23 protein-coding genes and 2 riboswitches are annotated in these 26,841 nt (G+C 43.7%); of the genes, 4 read left to right on the plus strand and 19 right to left on the minus strand.

Translation table 11 applies throughout. The annotated features are described in order from the left end of the window. Positions 1 to 417 precede the first annotated feature (417 nt). From ptsG to B5X77_RS00190, 11 genes are all read right to left on the minus strand, one after another. On the minus strand, positions 418 to 2,499 hold the full coding sequence (gene ptsG, locus B5X77_RS00140; RefSeq protein WP_079504139.1) for a glucose-specific PTS transporter subunit IIBC: 2,082 nt from the start codon (positions 2,497 to 2,499) through the stop codon (positions 418 to 420). Positions 2,500 to 2,678: 179 nt separating this feature from the next. Continuing rightward, on the minus strand, positions 2,679 to 3,521 hold the full coding sequence (gene glcT, locus B5X77_RS00145; protein ID WP_079504140.1) for a glucose PTS transporter transcription antiterminator GlcT: 843 nt from the start codon (positions 3,519 to 3,521) through the stop codon (positions 2,679 to 2,681). A 137-nt stretch (positions 3,522 to 3,658) separates the two neighbouring features. Next, complete coding sequence (locus B5X77_RS00150) at positions 3,659 to 4,990, minus strand: NCS2 family permease (protein WP_079504141.1); 1,332 nt, start codon at positions 4,988 to 4,990, stop codon at positions 3,659 to 3,661. Positions 4,991 to 5,100: 110 nt separating this feature from the next. Continuing rightward, a riboswitch (purine riboswitch) is annotated at positions 5,101 to 5,202 on the minus strand. Between the two features lie 88 nt (positions 5,203 to 5,290). Beyond that, positions 5,291 to 6,838, minus strand: a complete 1,548-nt coding sequence (gene guaA, locus B5X77_RS00155) for a glutamine-hydrolyzing GMP synthase (RefSeq protein WP_079504142.1) — start codon at positions 6,836 to 6,838, stop codon at positions 5,291 to 5,293. 382 nt (positions 6,839 to 7,220) lie between these two features. Next, positions 7,221 to 7,322, minus strand: a riboswitch (purine riboswitch). Between the two features lie 31 nt (positions 7,323 to 7,353). Next, complete coding sequence (locus B5X77_RS00160; protein WP_079504143.1) at positions 7,354 to 9,576, minus strand: transglutaminase TgpA family protein; 2,223 nt, start codon at positions 9,574 to 9,576, stop codon at positions 7,354 to 7,356. Beyond that, positions 9,573 to 10,790: a DUF58 domain-containing protein gene (locus tag B5X77_RS00165; RefSeq protein WP_079504144.1), complete on the minus strand. Its 1,218-nt coding sequence runs from the start codon at positions 10,788 to 10,790 to the stop codon at positions 9,573 to 9,575. The genes B5X77_RS00160 and B5X77_RS00165 overlap by 4 nt, the downstream gene beginning before the upstream one ends. Before the next feature lies 1 nt (position 10,791). Then, on the minus strand, positions 10,792 to 11,745 hold the full coding sequence (locus B5X77_RS00170; protein ID WP_079504145.1) for an AAA family ATPase: 954 nt from the start codon (positions 11,743 to 11,745) through the stop codon (positions 10,792 to 10,794). 292 nt (positions 11,746 to 12,037) lie between these two features. Next, positions 12,038 to 12,412 (minus strand): hypothetical protein, encoded by a 375-nt coding sequence (locus B5X77_RS00175; RefSeq protein ID WP_079504146.1) that lies wholly within the window; start codon positions 12,410 to 12,412, stop codon positions 12,038 to 12,040. 171 nt (positions 12,413 to 12,583) lie between these two features. After that, positions 12,584 to 14,038, minus strand: coding sequence for a PGAP1-like alpha/beta domain-containing protein (locus B5X77_RS00180; protein ID WP_079504147.1), 1,455 nt, complete (start codon positions 14,036 to 14,038; stop codon positions 12,584 to 12,586). A gap of 149 nt (positions 14,039 to 14,187) precedes the next feature. Further along, complete coding sequence (locus tag B5X77_RS00185; RefSeq protein WP_079504148.1) at positions 14,188 to 15,180, minus strand: ABC transporter substrate-binding protein; 993 nt, start codon at positions 15,178 to 15,180, stop codon at positions 14,188 to 14,190. Between the two features lie 248 nt (positions 15,181 to 15,428). Next, positions 15,429 to 15,872, minus strand: a complete 444-nt coding sequence (locus B5X77_RS00190) for a hypothetical protein (protein WP_079504149.1) — start codon at positions 15,870 to 15,872, stop codon at positions 15,429 to 15,431. 287 nt (positions 15,873 to 16,159) lie between these two features. Here B5X77_RS00190 and B5X77_RS00195 point away from each other — a divergent pair, with 287 nt between their 5' ends. After that, complete coding sequence (locus tag B5X77_RS00195; RefSeq protein ID WP_079504150.1) at positions 16,160 to 16,687, plus strand: ECF transporter S component; 528 nt, start codon at positions 16,160 to 16,162, stop codon at positions 16,685 to 16,687. Positions 16,688 to 17,032: 345 nt separating this feature from the next. Here the strand turns inward: B5X77_RS00195 and B5X77_RS00200 are convergent, their stop codons facing one another. The 4 genes from B5X77_RS00200 to B5X77_RS00215 all read right to left on the minus strand — a co-directional run bounded on the left by B5X77_RS00200 (position 17,033) and on the right by B5X77_RS00215 (position 21,232). Further along, on the minus strand, positions 17,033 to 17,734 hold the full coding sequence (locus B5X77_RS00200; protein WP_079504151.1) for an SH3 domain-containing protein: 702 nt from the start codon (positions 17,732 to 17,734) through the stop codon (positions 17,033 to 17,035). Between the two features lie 348 nt (positions 17,735 to 18,082). Next, the gene (locus tag B5X77_RS00205; protein ID WP_079504152.1) at positions 18,083 to 19,603 is read right to left on the minus strand and encodes an acetyl-CoA hydrolase/transferase family protein; all 1,521 of its coding nucleotides are present in this window, start codon (positions 19,601 to 19,603) and stop codon (positions 18,083 to 18,085) included. A gap of 127 nt (positions 19,604 to 19,730) precedes the next feature. After that, the gene (locus B5X77_RS00210) at positions 19,731 to 20,375 is read right to left on the minus strand and encodes a LytTR family DNA-binding domain-containing protein (protein ID WP_079504153.1); all 645 of its coding nucleotides are present in this window, start codon (positions 20,373 to 20,375) and stop codon (positions 19,731 to 19,733) included. Between the two features lie 326 nt (positions 20,376 to 20,701). Further along, entirely contained in the window at positions 20,702 to 21,232 is a 531-nt protein-coding gene (locus tag B5X77_RS00215; RefSeq protein WP_079504154.1) for an AAA family ATPase, read from the minus strand. 278 nt (positions 21,233 to 21,510) lie between these two features. Here B5X77_RS00215 and B5X77_RS00220 point away from each other — a divergent pair, with 278 nt between their 5' ends. Beyond that, on the plus strand, positions 21,511 to 22,161 hold the full coding sequence (locus tag B5X77_RS00220) for a hypothetical protein (RefSeq protein ID WP_079504155.1): 651 nt from the start codon (positions 21,511 to 21,513) through the stop codon (positions 22,159 to 22,161). A 157-nt stretch (positions 22,162 to 22,318) separates the two neighbouring features. On the opposite strand, the gene groL is transcribed toward B5X77_RS00220, so the two are convergent. From groL to B5X77_RS00235, 3 genes are all read right to left on the minus strand, one after another. Then, on the minus strand, positions 22,319 to 23,947 hold the full coding sequence (groL, locus tag B5X77_RS00225; RefSeq protein ID WP_079504156.1) for a chaperonin GroEL: 1,629 nt from the start codon (positions 23,945 to 23,947) through the stop codon (positions 22,319 to 22,321). A gap of 51 nt (positions 23,948 to 23,998) precedes the next feature. Beyond that, positions 23,999 to 24,283: a co-chaperone GroES gene (gene groES, locus B5X77_RS00230; RefSeq protein ID WP_041967795.1), complete on the minus strand. Its 285-nt coding sequence runs from the start codon at positions 24,281 to 24,283 to the stop codon at positions 23,999 to 24,001. Between the two features lie 134 nt (positions 24,284 to 24,417). After that, positions 24,418 to 24,963: a GNAT family N-acetyltransferase gene (locus tag B5X77_RS00235; RefSeq protein ID WP_079504157.1), complete on the minus strand. Its 546-nt coding sequence runs from the start codon at positions 24,961 to 24,963 to the stop codon at positions 24,418 to 24,420. A gap of 240 nt (positions 24,964 to 25,203) precedes the next feature. Here B5X77_RS00235 and B5X77_RS00240 point away from each other — a divergent pair, with 240 nt between their 5' ends. Together B5X77_RS00240 and B5X77_RS00245 are read left to right on the plus strand one after the other, a co-directional pair. Next, positions 25,204 to 25,935, plus strand: a complete 732-nt coding sequence (locus tag B5X77_RS00240) for a CPBP family intramembrane glutamic endopeptidase (protein WP_079504158.1) — start codon at positions 25,204 to 25,206, stop codon at positions 25,933 to 25,935. A gap of 3 nt (positions 25,936 to 25,938) precedes the next feature. Next, positions 25,939 to 26,139 carry a YdiK family protein gene (locus tag B5X77_RS00245; protein WP_079504159.1) on the plus strand — a complete coding sequence of 67 codons (201 nt, stop codon included), beginning with the start codon at positions 25,939 to 25,941 and terminating at the stop codon, positions 26,137 to 26,139. A gap of 25 nt (positions 26,140 to 26,164) precedes the next feature. Here B5X77_RS00245 and B5X77_RS00250 read toward each other — a convergent pair whose 3' ends face one another. Further along, the gene (locus tag B5X77_RS00250; protein WP_079504160.1) at positions 26,165 to 26,830 is read right to left on the minus strand and encodes a redox-sensing transcriptional repressor Rex; all 666 of its coding nucleotides are present in this window, start codon (positions 26,828 to 26,830) and stop codon (positions 26,165 to 26,167) included. Positions 26,831 to 26,841: the final 11 nt, after the last annotated feature.

Consider the following 26,841-nt stretch of genomic DNA (forward strand, 5'->3'; position numbering starts at 1 on the left):
TATTAGGCACGCCGCCAGCGTTCGTCCTGAGCCAGGATCAAACTCTCCAAAAAAGAGTTATGAGTTAGCTCATAAGTTAAAACGTTGGCTCATGTTCTTCTATAATAGAAGCCATGAATAATTTATTATTTGTTGACGCTTGTTTGTTTAGTTTTCAAAGAACAATTTCGTGTGCCGCTCAGAAGCGACTTTAATAATTTATCACGTTACAGCATCGAATGTCAACAACTTTTTTTGATTTGTTTTTCACGTTCAAAATGTTGTTATCTGTTCGCGACTGTTTCTATATACTATCACCGGTTATGCCCAGAGTCAACACCATTAAACCTTGAAATTATTGGAAAAAAATCAAGCCCGCCGTTTCTCAGAAAATAACAGCAGCCAGTCTCAAATATGGAGACTGGCTGCTTTTCGTTCTTATTTAGAGATCGTAATAATGTTCTCTTCATTCACATCTACATTGCCTTGCTTGTTAATAACAATGCTTTCGCCTTCAGAAAGATTCGTGAATACAATCGGAGTAATGATTGACGTTGCATTTTCCTTAATGTAACCAAGGTCAACTTTCAATAATGGCTGCCCCTTTGTTACTGTGTCATTTTCTGAAACAAGAGTTTCGAACCCTTGCCCTTTTAGATTAACTGTATCTATGCCTACATGAATGAGGATTTCTCTTCCGGCTTCAGAAAGGACTCCAATCGCATGTTTTGTCGGGAACACATTGACGATCTTTCCATCTACAGGAGATACAATTGTGCCTTCTGTAGGAACAATCGCAAAGCCGTCACCCATCATCTTGCCTGAGAATACTTGATCAGGCACTTCTGTGATTGGTTTGATTTCCCCTTTAATAGGAGAAACGAATATTTCAGCAGGAACAGCAGGATCTGTATCAAGGTGAGTCTGCAATGCTTCCGGATTCACTTCTTCAATCTGCTGTTCAACCTCTTTCGCCTGGTTCGTTTCAAGCGGACGAGGCTTCTTGCCGCTCATGATGTCTTTCATTTGGCCCTTAATTGTTTCTGAACGAGGACCAAAGATGGCCTGGATGTTGTTGCCGACTTCTAGAACGCCAGCTGCTCCAAGTTTTTTCAAACGATCCTTGTCGACATCTTTAATATCATTTACGGATACACGAAGACGGGTGATACAAGCATCAAGGTGAGCGATATTTTCCTGTCCGCCCATTGCTTCAAGCACCTGATACGGAAGATCGCCAGCCTGCCCTTTCGATCCGGCTGGTTCCTCATCTTCATCAGCCGCTTCACGGCCCGGAGTCATTAGATTAAATTTGCGGATTGCGAAACGGAAACCAAAATAGTAGATTACCGCAAATACTAAACCTACAGGAATGACAATCCACGCATTTGTCTGCGGGTTGATCAGACCGAACAAAATGTAGTCAATGAGACCACCGGAGAATGTCATACCGATTTTTACATCTAATAGGTGCATCGTCATGAAAGATAGACCTGCAAAAATCGCATGTACTCCGAACAGGACTGGTGCTACGAACAGGAATGAGAACTCTAGAGGTTCTGTGATACCTGTCAGGAATGAAGTCAACGCGGCAGATACCATGAGACCGCCGACAACTACTTTTCTTTCAGGACGCGCTTCGTGATAGATCGCCAAAGCTGCAGCCGGAAGACCAAACATCATGAATGGGAATTTACCAGTCATGAAAGTACCAGCAGTAAGGTTTTGTACATTATCTGCGATTTCAGCCATGAAGATACGCTGATCCCCGCGTACTACTTCTCCAGCCTGTGTTGTGTACTGACCAAACTCATACCAGAATGGTGAATAGAAAATATGGTGCAATCCGAATGGAATCAAAGAACGCTCTACAACACCGAAAATGAATGCTGACAGAGTCAGGTTTGCATGAACCATGTTTTGCGAGAATGCATTTAAGCCATTTTGGATTGGAGGCCAAATGACAAGCATCAATAAACCGAGCAGGATAGCTGTTCCAGCGGTGATAATTGGAACGAATCGCTTACCGGCAAAGAAACCAAGGTAAGATGGCAATTCGATTTCATAGAACTTGTTGTAAAGGGCAGCCGCAATGATACCAACGATGATACCTCCGAACACCCCTGTCTGCAGGGTCGGCACTCCAAGGATATTTGCGTAGTTTAGTCCATTAACATCTTCTGGAGTGATTTGTAAAACAGTACCCATTGTCACATTCATGATCAGGTAACCGATAATCGCCGCAAGACCGGCAACTCCTTCACCTCCAGCCAAACCTACAGCTACACCAACCGCAAACAACAGCGGCAGATTTCCGAAGACAATGTCTCCGGCTTTTTGCATGACAGCAGCTACCATATCGACGCCGCTGTTATCTAAAAATGGAGCAAGCTCCAGCAGGGCGGGGTTGCGAAGCGCAGCACCAAGAGCAAGCAATATACCTGCAGCTGGCAGCAAGGCAACCGGAAGCATCAGCGCTTTCCCTACTTTTTGAAGAACACCAAAAGCTTTCTTGAACATAGGAAGACCTCCTGTTATTTTTTCTCCTAAAGCGGTTACAAACATTAAAAAAACAAATAAAAAAGGCATGAGAAAGATGTATCGAAAGAAGCATACGGATATATTACCCATAAAACTCCATTTCAATTACATTCTTTACTCATGCCTGATCGTATCAGTAACACGTAAAAAATAAATGCTTATTTAACTTTTTTCTGAAGCCTTTGAAGATGCATCGTCAGATACACAGCTTCAGCATCGCATACTTGTTTTTTCAAGGTCTGCTGCATCACTTTAATGAGTTTCCACGAAAGATTGTAACATACCGGATATTCTTCTTTCAAGAGGGCTGCAAATTTTTCTGGCTCTTCCACTTTTTCTCCATTATTGACCCTTTCAATCGTGAAACGTATGTGGCGTACAAGTCTTGTGTAGTCTATGCCTTCTTTATCGATTTCTATCTCAAGGTTTTCCTCAATCATTTGTACCAGTTTTGTCACAAGCTGTGAGTGTTTGTTCACATCAGACAGATTGCGATTCATAACCGCGCTATGGATATGGAGAGCAACAAAGCCGACTTCCCCTACAGGAAGTTCAATTCCGGATTTTTCTTTAATCAACTGTACAACTTCCCTGGCGATTTCGAATTCATTTGGATACAGTGTCTTTGTTTCCACCAAAAATGGATTTTTGAACTCCATGCCATTCGCGATCCGGTTTACCGCAAACATTAAATGGTCGGTCAGGGCAACATGGATGTGTTCGTTGAGCTGGCTGCCTGACCGTTGTTTGATTAATTCTATAGAAGAAATTATTGCCTCGTGCAGATCATTTTCAACAAAAGGCAATAGCTTGATGTAGTTTGCCTGCTCTTTTTGATCCCTAAGGACAAACGTTTTTTCCGCCTGGCCTTCTTCTATTAAGTCTCCCTTTTTCCGATTGAAGCCGATGCCTTTGCCGATCAGGATCACTTCCCCGAAGTTTGGATGGTCAGCAATCAAGACATTATTATTCAGCCCTTTTTTCACTTCGATTTTGTCCATGCCGGTTCCCCGTTTCAGCTTGTTCTATGGGAATATCGTATATAACGGAGATTTAGAAGTCAATCTGGAGTGTTTAGCAGGATAGCTTTAATTTTTGCCAAAAAAAAGATCCAGCGGAAGCCGCTGGACCGAATTGTCTATTCTGTTAAAAAGACAAAGTAGAGAACGAAAATCACAAAGAACAAATACATAATCGGATGAACTTCTCTTGATTTCCCTTTCACAAGCATGGTGATTGGGTAGAAAATGAATCCTGCTGCGATTCCTGTTGCGATACTGGACGATAGCGGCATTGAAATCATTGTCAGGAATGATGGCACTGCAATTTCAAAGCGGCCCCATTCGATTTTGCCAAGAGAAGAAACCATCAGTACACCAACGATGATCAACGCTGGTGCAGTTACCGCCGAAGTAACAACCGATAAAAGCGGGAAAAAGAATAGCGATAACAGGAAGAATCCCGCTGTTACTAAAGAGGCAAATCCACTTCGTGCTCCTGATGCTACTCCGGCAGACGATTCAATATACGATGTTGTTGTCGATGTACCGAAGATTGAACCGACAAGAGATGCAATAGAGTCAGCGAAAAGTGCACGCCCTGCACGCGGTAATTTATTATCCCTCATAAGCCCAGCCTGGTTTGCTACTGCAACTAGTGTTCCAGCGTTATCAAAGAAATCTACGAACAGGAAGGTCAAAATGATTCCCATCATTGTCGCCGTGTAGAAAGATGGGTCGCCGAATGCAGTGAAAACTGCTCCGAATGTAGGAGCTACGCTCGGTACTGCGCCGACTACTTGTTTAGGTGTATCAATAAGGTTAAAAATCATTCCGACAATAACAGTGATGATGATTCCGAAAAATACTGCACCGTGAATGCCTCTTGTCAGCATGATGACGGTGATCAACAATCCGAATAGAGCAAGCAATGTATTGCCATTTGTCAGGTCACCCAGTCCAACAAGTGTAGCTGGATTATCGACGATGATTCCTGCATTTTTTAATCCAATGAACGTGATGAACAATCCGATACCCGCTCCTACTGCGTGTTTAAGTTCAACCGGGATAGCATTAATCAGTTTTTCACGCCAGCCTGTAATGGTAAGCAATAGGAAGAAAACACTAGAAATGAATACTGCTGCAAGTCCATGCTGCCATGGAGCACCATGACTTAAAACGACGGTATAGGCAAAGAATGCATTCAAACCCATCCCTGGTGCCAGGGCGATTGGGTATTTACCGATCAAGCCCATGATGATCGATCCGACTGCTGCCGCTAGCGCTGTTGCGACGAAAACCGCACCATAATCCAATCTTAAAGCATCTGGCAGGTCCTTAATGTCCGCCAATGTCAATGTGATTGGGTTAACAATCAGAATATAAGCCATCGCAAGGAATGTGGTCATCCCGCCGATGAATTCGCGGCGATAGTTTGTGCCAAGCTTTTCAAACTCAAAATATTTCTTCATTTTTCTTTCCCCCTGAATGGAATTCAGGAAATAAGGCCAAAAAGAAAACGCCACGGGATACCGGGGCGCTGACTGCAGGCAATTCCGGCGCAATAAAATAATAGATTGCAAGCCAGAATTATATACCTCGTAGTCAAGCCATTTACGGTAGCTCGGTAGAAACTTTTGGGCCATATCCCCAAGATTATACGACGAATTATGACAAATTATTAAGTTCAGTTACATTCTAACAGGACTTTTGCCCTGAGTCAATAAAAAAAACGAACATTTTAATGTCCGTTTTTAGATATCGTTCGTCTTTTATTCCCATTCAATTGTTGCAGGCGGTTTGCTCGTAATGTCATAGACCACCCGGTTCACGTGGTCCACTTCGTTAACGATCCTTGTAGAAATAATTTCAAGTACGTCCCATGGAATCCTCGCCCAGTCTGATGTCATTCCATCAATTGAAGTGACTGCACGGATACCGATGGTGTAATCATATGTTCTGGCATCACCCATTACGCCAACACTGCGGATATCAGGCAGGACGGTGAAATACTGCCAGACTTCACGATCAAGGCCCGCTTTCTGGATCTCGTCTCGTAGGATGGCATCAGATTCACGAACAATCTCAAGTTTTTCTTCAGATATCGCGCCAAGGACACGGATACCAAGACCTGGTCCAGGGAAAGGCTGGCGCCAGACGATTTCATCAGGAATGCCGAGCTCTGTACCCAGTGCACGGACTTCATCCTTGAATAATGTATTCAATGGTTCAATCAATTTGAACTGCATATCTTCAGGCAGGCCGCCGACATTGTGATGTGATTTGATCGTCTGCGCAGTCGCCGTTCCGCTCTCAATTATATCGGTATATAAAGTTCCCTGAGCTAGGAACTCAATTCCCTCAAGTTTATCCGCTTCATCATCAAATACGTAAATAAATTCATTTCCAATGATTTTGCGCTTCTGCTCAGGATCGGAAACACCCTCCAGCTTGCTGAGGAAACGGTCCTTCGCATCCACTTTAATCACATTCATATTGAAGCCATCGGCAAAAGTCTTCATGACGCCTTCTGCTTCATCCTTACGCAATAAGCCGTGATCAACGAAAATGCAAGTCAGCTGGTCCCCGATCGCTTTGTGGATCAAGACCGCAACAACTGACGAATCGACGCCCCCGCTAAGCGCACAAAGAACTTTTTTATCACCTACAAGCTGGCGAATCTTCTCCATTTCAATCTCGATGAAATTCTCCATCGACCAATCGCCCTTGCATTCACATACTTTGAATACGAAATTTTTCAGAAGATCATTTCCGTAAATGGAGTGTCGTACTTCCGGGTGGAATTGGACCGCGTACAGCTTGCGGCCTTCGTCACTCATTGCCGCGATCGGGCAGGACGGGTTGATTCCATCCACCGTGAAGCCCGGAGGTGACATCGTGACTAGGTCACCATGGCTCATCCAGACAACCTGTTCACCAGGCGTACCTTCAAATAACCTATTCTGGTTGTGAAGTGTCAGCAAGGCTTTTCCATATTCACGGTTCTTCGCCTTCTCTACCTTCCCGCCAAAATGCATCGTCATCAGCTGCATTCCGTAGCAGATGCCAAGTATCGGCAGGCCAAGTTCGAAGATTTCCTCATCACAGCGGAACGCTCCCTCATCATAAACGCTATTTGGGCCGCCTGAGAAAATGATTCCCTTAGGGTTCATCTCCCTGATTTCCGCTGCTGTAATGGTATGCGGATGAAGCTCGCTGTAGACGCCAAATTCCCGGATCCTTCTTGTGATCAACTGGTTATACTGGCTGCCAAAATCTAAAACAACAATCATTTCCTGGTCTTGGAGCTCGGTTTTCATAAATTTCACCTCATTTAAAATAGAAACGCGGACTTCTTAAGTACAAGGTTATGTAAATAGTATGGCTTGTTGCCGCGTTTTTTGCTCATGCAGAAATGCGAAAGCTCATTGTTAAGTCCGAAGAGCGCTGCCCCTTAAAGGCCATGTCATCCCAAAAGCTACCGCTTTCGGCTGTGCAATGCTTTCCTTCAAATCGTTCCTTATCCTTTGGCTGGCGGGTCTAGCCATCGTGCACATCGGAAGGCTCTACCGATACAGTAAGTCCTTCGACTTCATCGGGGTGAGCGTAACATAGACACGGGCTAGGCGCAGCAAGACAATAAAAAAAGCCAGACTCCTGCCCTCCAAGAAATAGGAAAGCAGAATTCCAGCTCGTTGCGAACGAAAAGAAGCCTGCCTTCATAGTCAAATCATTTCCGGTGATTTGGTAGATACTTTCGACCCATATTATCGAGGATATATGAAGGATGATTCTATATAGTTGCACACATTGTATCAGTATAATATTTTAACGGTCAAGCCCCAGATTTCTTTATCATGTTTTCCCAGTGTTTTTTCACGTCCTGCCACATGTCTTCATCCAATTCGCCGCGGTAGAGATACTCCTCATACTTGGCTGTGAGCCTCCGCATATCGCTTGTAGAGAAGAATGAATCCACATAATAGGCGTAGTCACGCAATGTCTGGCCATCCTCCCGCTTCAGGCCGTATCGTCTTAGCTGGTTCAAGAGAGCGATATAGGCTTTCTCCAGATACTTGTTTTGCTTTTGGTATTTATAGAGAAGGATATACAGTGCCGGAAGCCATTTCCCCCGCAGTCTGTACATAATCGCCATGAATACGGCTAGCACCAGCAATGTCATCAAAATTTTGCCGAGGTTGGCCTTTAGGAAAGTCCCGGCATTTTTCAGGCCATCTGAAAAAGAAATCTCCGGCTTTCCAACCTGGGCCTGTTCTTCCGGAAGTTCCGGCTGCTTTGGAGCCACAGGAGCTGCAGTCTCCTCATCCTTTTGCTCTGTTCCTGTTTGAGCCTCGTTTTCACTTTCATATTGAAACTGTACATTATTTGAAAAACCTTGTGTCGGTTCAAACGGGACCCAGCCGACACCAGGAAAATAACCCTCGACCCAGGAGTGGGCATTATTATTTGTAACCTCATAAAGCCGGCGTCCATTGTCAAGCGTTTCGATATATTCCCCTTCTGTATAGCCTTTTACCCATCTGGCAGGAATGCCGATCGAACGCATCATGACGACCATCGATGTGGAATAGTTGTCACAATATCCTCGTTGTGTCTCGAACAGGAATTGGTCGACGTAGTCCTGGTCATCCTCTGGTACTGCGACGTTCGTTTGATCATAGACAAATTCGTTTGAACGGAAGTATCTTTCGATCGTCTGTGCTTTTTCAAGCCATGTTTGTTTATCTTTCGTAATTTCCTTAGTCAGGTCAACCACCCGCTTCGGAAGCTCTTCCGGTACCTGTGTGTATCTTGCCAGGAAAGCCGCATTCTCCTCTCCTGCCATAGCTTCAGATCCAGCTGCCTTGAGCTTTTCAACACTGTAGACAGGATGATCGAAGTTGAGCGAGTAAGGACCGAATGATCCTGATTGGCCATCCGGGAGCGACGTGATCTTCTCTGTAACAGGATCAAGCCTGAATTGAAGTATCGTATAGGCTGCGGATGCCTCCACTTGTTTAACCCCAAGTGGATAAACGAGATGGGGATAGCCGATCTTTGGTATCACCCTGCTCATACGCTGTTCAGTTTTGACCCCTTCTTCGAAAGGCTGCAGCGGAATTGGCTCTTCTGGCAAGAATTCAAACGGCGCCTCAGACGCCTTATCTGTAACCCAGCCTTTCCCTGTATAAACATCCTTCGTCTCGATTCTCCAGTAATGCCGTCCATCTGCTTCAGCGGCAAAAACGACCCGGTCGTCACCGATGAATGGTCCGCCAAGCGCTGAATCATCCGTTCCGTAGCCAACTTTACTAACACCGCCTCCACCTTCTCCAGAATCCTGGTTAAAGGAGGTGATGAACGGGACAGGGTCTGGCCAGATAGGGTCTGCCTTAGGGGCTGCATAGCCGATTCCCACACTTAAGACGATCATGGCGACTAAAGGAATCATCCATTTTTTCGCATTATTAAGGTTTTTCTTCACCAGTGCCCTGTCAGCAACCCGGTAGTACGAGAGCATCCCCATCACCGCAAATCCAGCAATGACTGTCCGGACAATCGCCGCATCTGCTTCATACGGAGTGAACGTGTCAAGCACTGTGATGTAGACGAGAGTCATGAAGAAAAACACGAAAATTCGCTTTCGGTTAATCAGCCAATATTGGATCAGATAAGCCATCAGCCAGAGCAAAACAAAGAACAATAATGTTCGGAATATGTTTGAAATCTCTGTCCATTCTGCATTTATGATTATCACGGCATTTGCCATGATTTCGTTGCCAAGCTGGACGAACCACTCCGCGCTGAAAAAAGTACCCTCGAAATACATGAAATGCACACAATAAAGGATGATGATGATTTTAATAAAAGCCCCTGGAACGATCGGCATATTGAAAAATGACATCATAAGAGATACGAATACAAATCCGAGGAACACACTTAAATGGCCGGTATCAGTCAGCTCCTTCAATGGCCGCAGCCATTCCCAGAGCAGCAAAAAACTGAAAATATAAAGCAGAAAGAATGCTGCGTCTTTTTTTTGCTTAGCTAACGTCATCCCCTGTTCACCTCCGAAAAGGCTTCTGCGAACTGACCGTCATGCACCATGACTAGCCGGATTCCCCTTGCATAGGCAGAGGACCTTAAATTAATCTCGCTTTTTGTTGGAGATTCCTGGCTATTTTTAATCAAGAAAATACTGACCGCTCCATTTTTTTGATTATAGAATGCCGCTTTTTCAATCAACTCTTTCGACAATTGGGCGGTTATCAGCATAAGTGAATTATTTTGCTGGGCAAGGAAGGTTTCTGCTTCCAGAACCCGGCCAAAGGAAACCGGGCTGCCATCCTGGATTTTGGCAAGGTGATAGAGAAGCTGCTGCTGCTGGCTCTCCCCGCCTCGAGCAGGAAAAGCTACACGCTCAACGCTCGATGTCAGCAGGCCAACCTGGGCACCTTTGCGTAAAATCGCCCTGATCACCGAAGCCGTAAAAGAAACGACAACTTCAAAATGAGGATCAGGTGCGCAATCCATCAGGATGGTCACATCATGGGACTGCCTTTGTTCGAATTCTTTCGTCATAATATCATTCCGCCTGGCTGTCGCCTTCCAGTTGATCCAGGAAAATCGATCCCCGGGCTGGTACTCGCGAACACCGATGGCCATGGAAGTATCACGCTGGACACGTTCCTTCGAGGCAGTCATCCCCTGGTCAAAATGGTGGGCAACCGGCCTGTAGAGCATGTCCTGATACGCTGGATAGACAAGAATCCTGTTTTCAGCGGGCAATATTTTTTCTTTTTCAATCAAGCCGAGCGGATCACCCGTTTTCAGCTTAATGCCCGTCAGGACATGTTCGCCCCTGGGCAAGTTTTCAATACTATAATCGAAGCTGACTACCCGGCTGAAACCCGGGAATACCATTGTCTTCGCTTTTTGCAAATCCTGGTTCGCGGCAAACGTATCCCCGGCCTGCTCTTCGGCAATCGCATAAAACAGCGGGAAAGCGATATTTCTTTCCAGAACAACACTCGCCCTGAACTTCTCTCCGGCGTTGTATTCCTGTTTTGTATACACTCGCTCTGCTTTGATTTCTTTTAATGAATAAAAACCAAGCCCCAAAGCATACAGCGCAAATGGCACAAAGCTGTAAAACAGGAACCAGCTGACAAAGCCGCCCTGAAACATCGCATAAGAAAAGGTGATCAGGATCAGCACCAGTAAAACGATGAGCTTCCAAACTTCTTTAAACTTTTGGAAAAATATCTTCATACTACTTCACGAGCCTTTGTACCGGCACCGGCACTCTCGCCATCACCCTGTTCACAACATCTTCAGTGGTGATACCTTCAAACCTGGCCTCTGATTTCAAAATGATCCTATGGGCAAAAACATATGGTGCCAGATACTGGACATCATCTGGAATGACGTAATCCCGCCCATAAATGAACGCATACGCCTGGGCAGCCTTCATTAAGGCAATCGATCCACGCGGGCTGACTCCAAGATAGACACTCGAATGTCCGCGTGTGCGGCTTGCCAGTTCGACAATGTACCGCTTTATCGTTTCGTCCACTACAACTTCTTTTATGCTCTGCTGCAGTTCTCTTAAATCTTCAAGCGATACTACTGGCTGCAGATCTTCGATTGGAAGATTTCGCTGGGCACGGTGCAGCACTTCCATTTCCTCATCCAATGCAGGATAGCCCATTTTCATTTTCAGCAAAAAGCGGTCCAGCTGTGCTTCTGGAAGTGGATACGTACCCTCGTAATCTATTGGGTTCTGTGTCGCCATGACAAAAAAAGGCTTATCAAGAATATGTGTCACGCCATCCACTGTCACACTCTGCTCTTCCATCCCTTCAAGCAGGGCAGACTGGGTTTTCGGAGATGTCCTGTTGATTTCATCCGCCAGAATGATGTTCCCCATGATCGGCCCAGGCCTGAACTCAAACTCCATCTCCTTTGGATTATAGATCGAGACACCTGTAACATCCGAAGGCAGTAAATCGGGAGTGAACTGGATCCTTCTGAATTTGGCACTGACAGACTTCGCAAGCGCACGGACCATCATTGTTTTGCCGACACCCGGCACGTCCTCAAGCAGCACATGGCCGCCCGCAAGCAGCGCAATCAAGCTTAGCTCCGCCACATTCCGTTTGCCTGTCATTACCTTATCTATATTTCCCAGTATTCGATCAACCGTTGGATTCATCTGGTCTCTCATTGAAATTTCCCCCTTATATCTATTTATCTATGAAAAATTCATTGCATTTTTATTCTAATGAGTCTATATTCGCTATTTTCTGTCAAAAATCCTGTATTAGGACGGATGAAAATATTTCCGCTTGTGATAGACGGGAGATATCGAGAGAAAGTTACAAAGAAAAGCTCAAGTTCCCTGGAAGACCGAGACAATCGTTAGAGCTGCCAATTCTAAATATGGTAAAAATCTATCTTTTATGATATAAAAAACGGCCCTCCTAAGAGTGACCGCCGACATTTATCAGTTAATCTATTTAGCTAGCAGCCTTCGGAATTGCACCCATGCCCTCGAGAATGATTCTGGCGTCTGTGTTTAAATACGCTTCAATATCCGTCCGCAAAAACAGGAGAGAATGATCCCTGATGACTACCTTCAAACCTCTTAAGTCGAATTTGGATGCATAGTTGTTTACGGCATTGATGATGGCCATATCCTTCCTTGAGAGGGGCTGTTGGCCAGCTTCCATCCGCTTTGTCAAAAATTCGAGCAGCTCTCTTGCATTCGACTTTAAATGACTGCGGTTCTCGTTCAGGATTTCGATGTTCTCTTCCATATACATTCTTGCTGCAGCAAAATCGAGTTCCTCAACACTATTGTTAATCCTCGCAATCAAGTCCAAAACGTGCATTGCCTTCTCCTCCTGATGTAAAAAAACTGCGCTTATCTTCTTTATCGGTTGGTAACAGCAGTACTCCATCCTTTATATAAAAATTAGTTATTAAGACTTATCGCTGGGATTGTTAATTAGGCAGAACAGGCTATTGGTTTTTTCTTGTAAATATAAGCATCAGCCTTCGCTTTATCTATGAATTTTCCCAAGTTCATCGACATAAATGGATTCTACCATTGTCCTCTCGAACGGCCTTCCTTTACCGTCAACCCCGGTAACTTCTGTAGTCAGGTTGTAAACGCCCGGCTGAGAAAAATCCCCGTCGGTGATTTTCCCTGCCTTAACACCTTTACCTGCTTCCTTGAGCTTCTTCTTACTGTCATGGTCATATTTAATCCAACTTGTTTTATAAGAGGCTTTTACCTTCTGGCTTTGGTCCTTTTTCAATTCAACCGCAAGCGGACTTTTAACACCGACCACGAGCAAATACGCCGCTGCCGGTCCGGCTACCTTCCAATTCCCCGCTTTTGGCTGGCCAATCTCAAACTGGTGCACCCATGCTCCCTTGAAAAAGTCACCGGTATCCTGTTTAATTTCCGACGGGCTGTACTCTATGCCATCCGGCCCCTTCAACTTGAGTGACGGCAGCCTTTTTTCACTAAGGAAGGCCATTTGGAAGCCTTCTGCACCTTCTTCGATGATGAAGCTATCTTTTATTGCTTTTAATGATTTCCCGCCTTTTACAATTTGGCTTGTATCAGGTTCTGCTGAAACCTCAGCCGCTGAAAAGGTACCAGCAGCTGTCTGGGCAGACATTGTATATGGTTTGAAAACTGAGAAAGTATAGGAACCTTCTCGAATTGTGGTATGATTCCAGGCACCTTCCCGCACAATGCTGCCGCCTGGCAGGCGGGAACTTGCCACAGTGACCACTCCGTCGTTAGAACCGTAGCTGCTTAGGTAAATCCCTCCCCAGTATAAGGCGCTGCCAAAGGAGCCCCATTTATACCCGCCAAGAGTATAGTAATGGTTCTTGGATGCATTTGCATGGTTATCCGTGATACTGCGGAAATAACGCATATTTCCTGTCTGAAGTGAGCGTGTCGCATCATTATTGCTGCCGAGCAATGCCGCAAGCCACCACGCCGAGCTGCTGTGTGCAAGGTCTGACAGCTGGGTGCCATGGTGCGGAGAAGAAAGTGTGATGACATTTGAAACATATTGGTGTGCACCATAGTGGACAAGTGCCGCTTGAGTGTCCACTCCGCCTTTACTGTGGCCAACAACGACCACCTTCTTACCGCCAAAATATTCATAGATCTGCTTCAGCTTTTCGGCCAGCATTGTCCCGTTCGCCCACATATCCTTTTCCGGATACAAATCGATGAATGCGGTTTGATAACCATTCGCCAGTGCAGTCTCGTACATATCATTGCCATCCCACCATACTGAGGCAGCACTATTATATCCATGAACGAAGACAATGGGTGCTTTTGATGGATCAATCCAGGAAGGGTCAGCTCCCAGATACCAAGTTCCCGGAACTCCAGATGAACCGCCGCCTAAATCACCGGCCCTGGCCTCAACAGGTACCATCAACAATAAAACCATTAGGAATGACATAATCCTTTTGCTCCTCCTCAAACCTTCCCCTCCTCCTTTTTACGCACATCTATAAAAATTATTAAAATGCCTTATTGGTTAGAAGGGTACTTTGCTTCATTTTGATCAGGAAAATAGTCTTATCTCTCCATTGAACAAGAAAAACCCGCCAAACTGGCAGGCCCTCCATCTTATTCTCCTACGATTTTTGCACCTTTCAGCAGGTCCTCTGTCAATGCGATTCCTTCTTCTTCAGCCGCCTTTTTATTGATGACCAACTCCAGGTTCTCCGGATAGCCAACCGGCATCTCTGATGGCTTTTTGCCCTCAAGGATTTCTACTGCCATTTTCCCAGTGGTGTAGCCCAGTTCATGATAATCCAGTCCATAGGACGCGAATGCTCCTCGTTTCACCGAATCACCTTCACCCACGAACATCGGAATATCTTTATCATTTGCTACTGTGATTACAGACTCAAGCGCGGCAACGACTGTATTATCCTTAGGAATATACATCACATCTACACGTCCAACCATTGATTCAGCCGCCTGCTTCACTTCAGAGCTGGCAGAAATAGTCGTTTCTACGGCCTCAAGTCCCTCTGCTTCCAATGCTTCTTTGGCGTTTTTCACATTCACGACAGAGTTGGGTTCACCATTGTTATAAATAATCCCGACCTTCTTCGCATCCGGGATGAACTTCTTGATTGCCGCGATCGTATTCTTGATAGCATCGGGGTGTGTATCCGAGGTTCCCGTTGCATTTCCTCCCGGTTTTTCCATGGATTGTACCAGCTCTGCACCGACAGGGTCCGTAATGGCAGTGAACAGGACCGGAATATCCTTTGTCGCCTGGACCGCTGCCTGAGCACTTGGTGTCGCAATTGCTAAAATAAGATCACTATCATCTGAAACAAACTTTTGGGCAATCGACGCATTATTATTCATATCACCCTGGGCATTCTGGTAATCAATTTTCAGGTTCTTGCCTTCTTCATAGCCAGCATCCTTAAGGGCAGCGATAAATCCCTCTCTTGCCGCGTCAAGTGAAGGGTGTTCGACAATCTGAGTAATCCCAATTTTTACCGTCTTATCCTTTTTCTCTCCACTCACCTGATTACCGCCGCCACATGCAGCAAGCATGAGCATTGCACCGCTCAATAAAACAGCCAACCTCTTCTTCATCCGTTTACCTCCCCAGATTAGTTAACAAATCATGTCTTCACCTGGTGTGTATTTTATATTTTTACTATTTATAATATTCTGATATTAACATGTAATCTTGTCCTCGACAATAGCATTTTTAATATGAATTCACCATGCTATTTTTCAAAGAATTAATATTCTTTAAGTTCCTATTCATTAAAAACTTACTTTCGAGTACTAGCAAAAAATAAAAGGACTAACCTTTGCAGATTAGCCCCAAAGTGTATCTAATAGCGGATAATCCCTTCTTCAGCCAATAATCGAAGTGCTTTTTTGATATTAGATACATTGAGTATTATTGCATTCTCTTCTCCTTGATATATTGCTCTCACTTTCACTTCACGGAACAACGAAGAATAAATGCGGGTTAGTACTCCTTGAGCCCCGGTTTCCAGACCCAGCAGCTGTATGACCTGCTCCTCTTTGTATTTAACTCCCAGAGAATCAAGAACCTCCCTTACTACACGGTTTGATGCTGGATCATTTGAACGGGGAGGCCCTACGACAATTCTAACCAAATTGATTTCATGCAGCTTCGTTATAGTAAAGGCAGTAAAACTTACTCCCCTATTAGAAATCTTCGCGATAATTTCATTTAAAGTCCTGTCGTTCGCAGTAAAAGTAAATTGCTGTCTAATGACAGGAGTTAGTCTTAATCTGTTATTGGACATTACATCACTTCCTTTCCGTTAAAATAGTTTATTCGGCGGATTATAAAAGGAGTGTTTGTTTGTCCTTAGGAAGGAATATTTTTGGAATGGAATAATCAGAGGCCCAAAAGATTGCCTTTTCCTGCTGATTTAGCAAATAAGCCTTGCTGCCGAAAATGAATTGAATTGCGCAACAGCTAGTGTTCCTTTTTATAGATTGAGGCTTCCAATCAATACCTGTGATTTTTTATTTATTAAGTACGTGAAATGGATTATCATTATATTAAAAAAAAGAAAGAGGTTACCAAATGAATGCAGCATATTCTACATCTTCTGGGATGACCAAAACAAAGGCCCTGGTCATCAATGCACTTTTTATCGCTTTAACCGTTGTAGCGACAATGTTCATCAACATCAAGCTCCCAATCATGGGAAATGGCGGTTTAATCCACTTAGGGAATGTGCCCCTGTTCATCGCCGCATTTGTTTTCGGCAGAAAAACAGGAGCAATCGCAGGTGCGTTCGGAATGGGCTTGTTCGACTTGATTTCCGGCTGGGCTGTATGGGCCCCATTCACCTTCGTCATAGTTGGCGCTATGGGCTATGTAGCGGGATTAATGGCTGAAAAAATGCCAGGCAAGAAGGCAGTGGTTTATTCACTTGCCGTTATCGTTGCAATGTTGATAAAAATCGTAGGTTACTATTTTGCTGAAGTCGTCCTATACGGCAACTGGATTCAGCCGTTTGGATCCATCCCGGGCAACATCATGCAGGTTGTTCTTGCTGGATTGATTGTTGTTCCTGTAGCAGGACGTATTAAGAAATTATTATTTTAATAGAAATCTTTGGAAGCCTGCAAGTTTCCAAGTTCATAAAGAAATCCCCTATCGCTTGATAGGGGATTTCTTTATGTATGTGACTCGAAGCATCCAGCCGATTTTGTCGATATGTATGCCTAAAATGCTGTAGATATTTCTCGGGAAATTGTTGAAATTTGAAAGTGAAATATCGCTTCTCTGACTTTATTGTCGAAGGCTTCAAGATACACCTTTCATATCGCCCAGCGATATACAAAGCAATGCGACAGCTTCTCATGCAAACCAGGCATGTTGCGTATATCGGAATGCAATACACTGTTTGCTAACTGTCTTCTTTATAATAGAATCGCTATATCCAGTATTTTATTTCTTGAATAAAGAAAATAGCCAGCCCCATTTTCTATTCTGTATCTCCGCTTCTAAACGTTTGTTAAAATCATTTTGGGAAATCCACTCATTCTTTTGTTCTTCCCGTATTCTTTGTAATTCATTTTGCAGCAGTTCGCTCTTTTCTCTTTCCTGTTCCAGCAGGCTTTCGTAATGGGTATTTTGCTGTTCGATGATTTTTTCAATCTTCGAATTGGTTCTTTGTGCTGAATTCCCGATGCTGGAGCTGATTACATGATGATCCTGCTGGAGCTGGGAAACATTCGTCTTCAGCTGAGCCATATCGCTTTTTAGCTGCAGGTTCATTTCACGGGCTGCTGCTAGTTCATTTACAACAAAAAGCAAAACCTCTTTTAGCTGATTAGGATCCTGCGGCAGATTTTCGTATGTATCGTTAAGAGCGATTTCGGTACCTCCCGCTCCTTCAAGCTTCTCCTTTTGCTCAGCCACGAGATCCTTGGCCGTTTCATCCAGAGGCTTGTCCGTATCGCGTAACGCTACAAGCGCTTTAATATCAGATTGAACAAAGATTCGCCGATCCCCATCTTTTAAGAACTCGTAGCCATTGCGCTCAAGAATCTGTCCATACTTTCGGACTGTAGGAGTCGCAATCCCCACTTCCTCCGCTACTTCCTTCGTTGAGAATGCCTGTTCATTCGGTTGTATATCGTGTCGCATATCGCACATGCACCTCCTAAATACCAATATGCTAGGTTTTAACCACAAATACAAGAGTCATATCGTCTATATTTATATTCTAGCAGATAGATCGCTATATACATATCGTATCGGCAGATTTTTTCATTCCTATAGTCTATTTAGAGGGTTAACCTTTATAAAAGCGATACATACGCCTGCAAAACGCCGAGATGTTCCCTGCCTCTCTTAAACCTTTGCGATTTATTTTCTTAGGCTGAATTCAGCGGTATGTTTTCATATAGTAGGAGAAGAATAAAAAAACTTCCCACTGTTAATATAACCAGTGAGAAGCTTCCGATTAATAAAGCAATTTAATGTTCTAAATAATTATATCTGAACCGTTTCCGCCGATTCTTCAAGCATTGTACCCTTGCTGGCAAAATTGATATGCCATGATAGGGCCTTTTCCAGAACATGCGGCGTCTGTCCCCCTCTTTCCAGTGCTTCTTGATAATAGGCTCGAAGCTGATCACGGTACACTGGGTGCGCACAGTTATCAATGATCAGTTCGACTCTTTCCCTTGGTGCAAGACCTCTCAAGTCGGCATATCCCTGTTCGGTAACAATGACGTCAACGTCATGCTCGGTATGGTCTACGTGAGAGACAAAAGGAACAATGCTGGAGATCTTCCCGCCTTTGGCAATGGATTTTGTGACAAAGATCGCAAGGCGGGCATTACGGGCAAAATCACCTGAACCGCCAATACCGTTCATCATTTTAGTGCCAAGGACGTGAGTTGAATTCACGTTTCCGTAAATGTCCAGCTCCAACGCTGTATTGATTGAAATCAATCCGAGACGGCGGATGACTTCTGGATGGTTGGAGATCTCCTGAGGGCGCATCATCAATTTATCGCGGTATTTTTCAAAATCTGAAAATACCTGCCCCATTTTCTCTTCGGATAGCGTTATCGAACAGCACGAAGCAAATTGAACCTTTCCTGCATCGATCAGGTCAAACACTGCATCCTGCAGAACCTCGGAATATACTTCTAAGTTCTCAAACTCTGAATCAAGCATTCCATGGAGAACTGCGTTTGCAACTGATCCAATTCCTGATTGTAAAGGTGCCAGGCTTTCAGTAAGCCGTCCACTCTGTACCTCTTTTCGAAGGAATTCAATCAAATGCTGGGCCATCACAACCGTTTCTTCATCGGGAGGAACAATCGTCGATGGTGAATCAAGTTGATTCGTGAACACAATCCCTTTTACCTTATCGACATCCACTGGAATGCCGCTTGTCCCTATCCGGTCATCTGGTTTAGTGAGCGGAATCGGCTGCCTTGATCCTTGTTTGCCTGGCTCATACAAATCATGAAGTCCCTCAAGCTGTATGGACTGTGCTGTGTTTATTTCAATAATAATCGACTTCGCATTCTGGGCAAATGCCATAGAATTGCCTATTGAAGTAGTTGGGATGACCATTCCATCCTCGCTGATTGCAACCGCTTCCAAAATTGCTACATCTATTTCCATAACATCTGCACGAATCAGCTCTGCCGTATGTGATAAATGCTGGTCTACAAAAAGAAAGTCACCCTGATTGATGCCACGGCGCATGGTGGCATCTGCCTGGAATGGCAATCTCTTGCCCAGGATGCCTGCCTCCGCGAAAAGCTTATCCACATCAGAACCAAGTGAAGCACCAGTATAGACATTAACCTTAAAGTTTTCTTCGTGTTTAACCCTATTAACAAGGGCAAATGGCACCGCTTTCACATCACCCGCACGCGTGAATCCACTTAGACCCAAAGTCATACCGTTTTCAATCAAGGAAGCTGCCTGTTCAGGAGTCACAACTTTGTCCTTTAGACGGTGATCCCTAATTCGCTCTAATTGCTGTTCCATATCTCAATCCCTCGCTTATGTATAGTTATAATAATTTTACCCATTAGCACCATCAAGATATGGTTTTTGGAATACTAAACGAAAAATTCAGACAAAACAGCAAATATTGACTCCCAAGCAGAATAAATCAGAATCCTAACAGCTTTCTAAAATAACTGGAGTAGGATTGGCTAACCGGTACCCTTTGACCATTATCCATTGAAAGCAGAAAAGTTGAATGAGTGTCCGGATAAATCGTCTTGATGTGGTTCACATTCACAATAAACGAACGATGGCATCGTATAAAGGAATCCTTCGGGAGCAAATATTCAAACTCCTGAAGGGAGTATTTATGTGTCCCTGATATTTCATTCGTGTAGACATGCGTCTTCTTATCTTTTGCCTCAAGATAGACAACGTTTGAAAAAGGAATTGGAATCCAGCCATCCTGTGTTTTCAGGGTTACAACTGACTTTCCATCTGTTAACGCCGGATAGATTGCTGTAACACACCCCTCAAGCTCTCCATTATGTAAAAACGGAACCGCCATGCCATGATAAGGAATGCCAAATACATCCCGGTTAATAAACTCGGAAACTTTTTGCTTGGACATCAGTGCTTTATAGGCAATCGTCCCTTCCTTCACAGGATCCCCAGCAGCAATCTTTAAATCGACCCTTTTGCTTGGACGATAGTATATATAGTCTTTTGTATTTGAAACGGCAATTGAGATTTCATCAGAAAATAATTCCCCGATGACATCCAGTAATGAGCTTAAGGTTATGTCTTCCATACTTTTCTCACCTCGATATTATTATACTACTATTATTTAGACAAAACTTGGAGAGTTGTTACGCTTAACAAAATTAGAAACCACTGGCATTTCTTTACGAATAAATAGAGCATATCCAATCATCATACCGAATAAGACTGATTTGGATGGAAAGATCGATTGCCCATTCGTATTGTAAATAAGGCTCAAAAAAAAGAAGCTAGCAGTTCATTGAACTTCAAAAGCTTCCACTATAACCCTCTATGTCAGCAAAATGTAATACATTTTTTTGATCATTCATTTGTAACCATCATGCCCTTAGAGTGTCTTTTAAGATATCATCTCAATTACATATTGAATCTGCTTTCATTAAAGATTGTATTTATAAGGTCATCCAAGTCAACATCATCATTTTCAAGAAGATGCCTTTCAGGAATGTTATCTGTATTAAAATCCTCAACGATTTGCCTGATTCTTTCCTCCCCAACAAACGCCGCCCCGGACCGTTGTTTATCCCTTTTGATGATTGTATCAATCTTACTGCTAATTACAACGACTTTAATGTTAACATTAAAATCACCTATACGGTCAACAATTGAAAACAGCTGCTCTTTTGAAAAAACATAATCGACAACTGTATGAATATTATGTTTACTAAAATTCTCAATCAGGGAAACCATGTTATCCCATAATATATTTAAAAATAATTTGTCATGATCATCACAAGGATGAACCCACCCGCTTTTCACCATGTTGTATAGCGCATCGCCCTCAATATGAACACTAACTTCATTTATTTTTTCAGCGATTCTTTCTGCCAATGTAGTCTTACCGGCTCCTGGTGGACCACTTATTAAAATAACGGTCGGCTTATTCATAAAAACACATCCTTCACAGCATAAATTTGTCTCATTCCATTAATCCTCTTTATTCCTGTATTTCTTGCGTTCCCATTCAATCGCCTTCTGTTCCAGGTTTTGCACAAATTACTTTTTAAAAATTGATTCAAGCGGACAGTGTTCTAGTACATTAAAAGATTAAAAGATAAACCTGCCAGCAGTTCCCTAAAGACCTCGAAGGACATTCGTCCACTCAAGTAAGGTGTTATATGCATATCCATATTAAAGAATAAACATAAGGGAGTGTTATTAAAGAAATGCAAAAGGAATTTATTAACGAGAATGGGGAAGTTAAAAACCTGCTCCCGTCTCTGCCTGAACATGATGATGCTGAGGGTATGGATTCTGAACCAGTTATTCCTCATCAAGCTGATGACCCTCCGTGTGGACCGGTTAATCGAAACGTCAATTTTTGCTGTGAGGTGGAAATTCCTGAAGGTTTTATGGGAGTAATTGACGATATAAGGTTAATTTATAATACAAATCAATTAAGAGCCCATATAGAAGAATGTGATAAGACTGTTGATACTGACTGTGGCCCTGTAACAGTACCATTATATCAAGTAAGGGTTACAGGATGCATCCCATTTATAGGAAGCGTATCAGTAATAGGTGATTGCGGAGGATTAGAAACCACAGGAAATGACCCTGCTTGTCCTCCAGCATTAGATAATTCTGGACTTGGACGTATAAGTTGTTCAGGTAAAGTATGTGTAGACCATGTTATTGGTTGTTCGACAACTCTGCCCACCACTCTCCCTGCTTTGAACTGTGACACGATTCCGGTAACAGGATATGGTGTGTTTAATAATAATCGGCCTGGAGTAGTATGTGGACTTCAGATTATATGCAGAAGCATAATCTTTGCAGGTACCTTCCAACTTCCTGCGATTAACGACAGCAAATAAGAAAAGGCCTCCCATCAGTTCAGCAGACTGAGGAAGACCTTCTCCAAGAAAACATTTTTGTGAAAAGAGTGAGCATTTTTTGCTTACTATGAGCAAAAATAGAGCTTATATCTTATTCCACTTTAAAACTTCTATATATCAGGCTTTATGATGTTAATTACATCATTCCGCCCATGCCGCCCATTCCGCCCATGTCAGGCATTCCAGCGCCAGCTGGTTCCGGGATGTCAGCTACTACTGCTTCAGTAGTCAGGAACATTGCAGATACGGATGCTGCGTTTTGAAGTGCAGAACGAGTAACTTTAGTTGGGTCCACGATACCAGCTTCGATCATGTTTACCCACTGTCCAGTTGCAGCGTTGAAGCCAGTGCCAACTTCTTCGCGCTTCAGGCGCTCAACGATGACTGAGCCTTCAAGGCCCGCGTTGTGAGCGATTTGGCGAACTGGTTCTTCCATAGCGCGAAGGACGATGTTCACACCAGTTGCTTCGTCCCCTTCTGCCTGGATCTCAGATACTTTTTTGTATACGTTCAGAAGCGCAACGCCACCGCCTGATACGATACCTTCTTCAACTGCAGCGCGAGTTGAGTTAAGAGCATCTTCAATGCGAAGCTTGCGTTCTTTCAATTCAGTTTCAGTAGCAGCACCAACCTTGATGACTGCAACACCGCCAGCTAGCTTAGCAAGGCGCTCTTGTAATTTTTCACGGTCAAATTCAGAAGTCGTTTCTTCCATTTGAACGCGGATCTGGTTCACGCGGCTTTCGATTTGAGCGCTGTCTCCAGCACCTTCAACGATTGTTGTTGTTTCTTTTGTAACAACAACTTTAGAAGCGCGGCCCAAAGATGTGATTGTAGCAGATTTAAGATCACGGCCAAGTTCTTCAGTGATCACTTCACCGCCAGTCAATGCAGCGATGTCTTCAAGCATAGCCTTACGGCGGTCACCAAAGCCAGGTGCCTTAACAGCAACTGCGTTGAATGTTCCGCGAAGCTTGTTGACTACCAATGTAGCAAGTGCTTCACCTTCTACATCTTCAGCAACAAGCAATAATGGTTTGCCTTGCTGTACAACCTGCTCAAGGACAGGAAGGATTTCCTGGATGCTGCCGATTTTCTTATCAGTGATCAGGATATATGGATTTTCAAGAACTGCTTCCATCTTGTCAGAATCAGTTACCATGTATGGAGATGCATATCCGCGGTCGAACTGCATACCTTCCACAACGTCCAACTCTGTAGTGAAGCCCTTAGATTCTTCAATAGTGATAACGCCATCGTTTCCAACGCGCTCCATCGCTTCAGCAATCAATTGGCCAACTTCTTCGTCAGCAGCAGAAATTGCTGCAACTTGAGCGATAGAAGCTTTGCCTTCGATTGGCTTGGAGATAGCCTTTAACTCTTCAACTGCAGTAATAACAGCCTTTTCCATACCTTTGCGGATACCCATTGGGTTAGCGCCGGCAGTTACGTTCTTAAGGCCTTCACGGATCATTGCCTGAGCAAGAACAGTTGCAGTAGTTGTGCCGTCACCAGCAACATCGTTTGTCTTGCTTGCTACTTCAGCAACAAGTTTAGCACCCATGTTTTCGAATGCATCTTCAAGCTCGATTTCTTTAGCGATTGTTACACCGTCATTTGTGATAAGCGGTGAACCAAATTTCTTCTCAAGAACCACGTTGCGTCCCTTTGGTCCAAGAGTTACTTTTACTGCATTTGCAAGAGAATCTACCCCGCGAAGCATCGCGCGGCGTGCTTCTTCACTGAACTTAATTTCTTTTGCCATTGTAGAAAAACCTCCTCAGAATTTTAAATTTATTAAATGTACTGTCAGTGATTATTCAACTACAGCTAAAATGTCGTTTTCGCGTAGGATCAGGTACTCAGTTCCCTGATACTTCACTTCTGTGCCTGCGTATTTTGAGAAGATAATGCGGTTTCCGACTTCAACTTCAAGAGCAACACGCTCACCGTTTTCAAGTACACGGCCAGTTCCAACAGCTACGACTTTACCTTCTTGAGGTTTTTCTTTCGCTGTGTCGGGTAAAACGATACCGCTTGCAGTTTTTTCTTCAGACTCAACAAGCTCGATAATAATGCGATCTCCTAATGGCTTGATCAAGTGAAACAACCTCCTCAAATTATATGTAGATTATTTTTTATTAGCACTCGCCTCAATAGAGTGCTAACACAATTTATATATTAAATAATCTTATTTTTTTTTGCAAGTGTGAAGCAAAAATTTTTGGTAAAAATTTATGGTTTTCTGCTATGATCTATGTCTGATTGAAACAATACATGCTTATTCAAAGGACTGTCCTGCTCCACATTCGGATGGTGAAATGTTTTAACAGGCTCCATGCCGATTTTTCTCATCACATTGATAGAGGGCGCATTAATTTCAGCAGTAAAACTAAAAATCTCGCTGAAGCCCAATTGATGAAACCCATAATCCAGACAAGCCTTGGCACCCTCTGTTGCATATCCTTTTCCCCACGCCTCTTTCTTCAGCCTCCATCCAATTTCGACACACGGGGTGAAATCTGCTTCGAATGTTGCCCTGTGAAACCCTATGAATCCAATAAACTCTTTAGAGTCTTTCACTTCTGCCGCATACAACCCATAACCATAATCCTCAAACTCGGAAAGGATTGCCTGATAAAACCGTTCAGTTTCTTCGTGTGAAAGCATACGAGGAAAATACTTCATTACATCCTCATCTGCATTCATATTGCAAAACGGCTCCAAATCTGCTGCTGACCAGTCTCGCAAATAGAGTCTTGAAGTTTCTAAATAAATCATTTGAACCCCCGTCCATTTTCAAGAAGAAAAATTCACCTTAACAAGTATGCGGTTTTCCATGAATATTTAACCCTTCTAAGGATGCTGACTCTACAATTTGAACTTTCCAATCGTTTACTAGTAGAATAAAGAAGTGTGATTCATAACGAAGCTGTACCCCGTAGTTTATTTTACAGGCCCGCATATTATTACGTAAAATTTCAGGATATACATTATCTGCATCGTTAAGGAGTTTTTTTATTGAAAAGAGAATACTGGTACGTCATCATTGCTTATATTGTCATGCAGCTTTCAAGTCTGATCGGCATTCCGATCGTTGCATTCGTTGGGGCTGCGATGGGGAAAAGCCTGCAGGAAATGGAAACCCTCGCGATTCCATACTGGCTCGTGATAAGCTTTTCGCTCACGCTTTTAATTATCCTGCTGATTTTGAGGAAAGAAAGACACTCACAGGCTGACTTACGCGGAGCAGCTTCTCCTGCCAACTCGGCTGGCTGGGCATTTGCCGGTGTTTTTCTTGCCATGTTCGCTCAATCCATTGCAGCCAGCATTGAAAACATGCTTGGCATTGAGATGGGCTCGGAGAATACACAGGAAATCATCAAGCTGATTGAAAGCTTCCCGGTTGTCATCCTCGTCAGCTCAATCATCGGACCGATCTTAGAGGAAATCGTCTTCCGAAAAATTATTTTTGGCAGCCTGCATAAGAAAATGAACTTCTTTTTCGCGGCGCTGATCAGCTCGGTCATATTCGCATTGGCGCATATGGAGCCCGAGCATGTGATCCTTTACTCTGCGATGGGCTTCACCTTTGCATTCCTTTATGTGAAAACAAAGCGGATCATCGTGCCGATCATCGCGCATGTTACAATGAATACGATGGTTGTCCTGCTTCAATCCGTATTTCGGGAAGACATTGAGAGAATGATAAAAGAAGCAGAGAAAATTCAAAGCTTTATTGGGGGATTTTAAGACATGAAGCAATCGCCTTTATTTTCAGGCATTGTCTACATCTTGTTAGGCAGCTTATTCACCTATTTCGCAATCCAGAATGTAAACGAGACAGGCTGGGGATTTTTCAGCTATCTGCTTGTAGCCCTTGCCACGTTCGACTTCGGGTCCGGTATCAGAATGATCCTGTTCCATTTCAAACTGAAAAATATCCAGAAAAAATAGCCCCTTCATCTGAAGGAGCTATTTTTTATTCTTCGATTTCCGTAATTTCTGTATCTGTCGGATAATGTTTCAGGAAATAAATTAATGATTGAAGTTCTACTGCCAGGTCAATATGGTGAATCCTGATGGAAGGAGGCACATTCAGCCTCGCAGGCGTAAAATTCAGGATTCCCTTTACGTTTGCCTGTACCAGTCTGTCCGTGATTGGCTGAGCCACTGCTGATGGCACAGTCAGGATGGCCACCTGGATCCCTTCCTCTACGACTACACGATCCAGATCATCCATATGGTAGACAGGTACATCGCCAATTTGAGACCCAACCTTGTCTGGGTCGACATCAAAGGCAATCTCGATTTTTGTGTTATTGTTCTTGGAAAAATTATAATTTAAAAACGCGGTTCCCAAATTACCCACACCGATCAGTGCAACCTTTGTAAGCTCGTCCTGGTCGAGCGTCTTTCGGAAAAAAGTCAGCAGATAATTCACATTGTAGCCGTATCCCTTTTTACCCAAAGCCCCGAAATAGGAAAAGTCCCTTCTGATCGTCGCTGAATCCACTTTAACCGCCTCGCTCAGCTCTGCGGACGATACCCTCTGCTTGCCTGAAGAATGTAAGTTCAATAAGAATCGGTAATATAGCGGCAAACGTTTTGCGGTTGCCTGAGGAATCTTCATAGCATCATTCGTCATTCTCCATCCTC

Source organism: Mesobacillus jeotgali, from assembly GCF_900166585.1.
GTDB lineage: Bacteria > Bacillota > Bacilli > Bacillales > Cytobacillaceae > Mesobacillus > Mesobacillus jeotgali_A.

Coding starts and splice junctions, on each gene's coding strand:
- ptsG (WP_079504139.1), bottom strand. CDS start 2,499: ATGTTCAAGAAAGCTTTTGGTGTTCTTCAAAAAGTAGGGAAAGCGCTG.
- glcT (WP_079504140.1), bottom strand. CDS start 3,521: ATGGACAAAATCGAAGTGAAAAAAGGGCTGAATAATAATGTCTTGATT.
- B5X77_RS00150 (WP_079504141.1), bottom strand. CDS start 4,990: ATGAAGAAATATTTTGAGTTTGAAAAGCTTGGCACAAACTATCGCCGC.
- guaA (WP_079504142.1), bottom strand. CDS start 6,838: ATGAAAACCGAGCTCCAAGACCAGGAAATGATTGTTGTTTTAGATTTT.
- B5X77_RS00160 (WP_079504143.1), bottom strand. CDS start 9,576: ATGACGTTAGCTAAGCAAAAAAAAGACGCAGCATTCTTTCTGCTTTAT.
- B5X77_RS00165 (WP_079504144.1), bottom strand. CDS start 10,790: ATGAAGATATTTTTCCAAAAGTTTAAAGAAGTTTGGAAGCTCATCGTT.
- B5X77_RS00170 (WP_079504145.1), bottom strand. CDS start 11,745: ATGAGAGACCAGATGAATCCAACGGTTGATCGAATACTGGGAAATATA.
- B5X77_RS00175 (WP_079504146.1), bottom strand. CDS start 12,412: ATGCACGTTTTGGACTTGATTGCGAGGATTAACAATAGTGTTGAGGAA.
- B5X77_RS00185 (WP_079504148.1), bottom strand. CDS start 15,180: ATGAAGAAGAGGTTGGCTGTTTTATTGAGCGGTGCAATGCTCATGCTT.
- B5X77_RS00190 (WP_079504149.1), bottom strand. CDS start 15,872: ATGTCCAATAACAGATTAAGACTAACTCCTGTCATTAGACAGCAATTT.
- B5X77_RS00195 (WP_079504150.1), top strand. CDS start 16,160: ATGAATGCAGCATATTCTACATCTTCTGGGATGACCAAAACAAAGGCC.
- B5X77_RS00200 (WP_079504151.1), bottom strand. CDS start 17,734: ATGCGACACGATATACAACCGAATGAACAGGCATTCTCAACGAAGGAA.
- B5X77_RS00205 (WP_079504152.1), bottom strand. CDS start 19,603: ATGGAACAGCAATTAGAGCGAATTAGGGATCACCGTCTAAAGGACAAA.
- B5X77_RS00210 (WP_079504153.1), bottom strand. CDS start 20,375: ATGGAAGACATAACCTTAAGCTCATTACTGGATGTCATCGGGGAATTA.
- B5X77_RS00215 (WP_079504154.1), bottom strand. CDS start 21,232: ATGAATAAGCCGACCGTTATTTTAATAAGTGGTCCACCAGGAGCCGGT.
- B5X77_RS00220 (WP_079504155.1), top strand. CDS start 21,511: ATGCAAAAGGAATTTATTAACGAGAATGGGGAAGTTAAAAACCTGCTC.
- groL (WP_079504156.1), bottom strand. CDS start 23,947: ATGGCAAAAGAAATTAAGTTCAGTGAAGAAGCACGCCGCGCGATGCTT.
- B5X77_RS00235 (WP_079504157.1), bottom strand. CDS start 24,963: ATGATTTATTTAGAAACTTCAAGACTCTATTTGCGAGACTGGTCAGCA.
- B5X77_RS00245 (WP_079504159.1), top strand. CDS start 25,939: ATGAAGCAATCGCCTTTATTTTCAGGCATTGTCTACATCTTGTTAGGC.
- B5X77_RS00250 (WP_079504160.1), bottom strand. CDS start 26,830: ATGACGAATGATGCTATGAAGATTCCTCAGGCAACCGCAAAACGTTTG.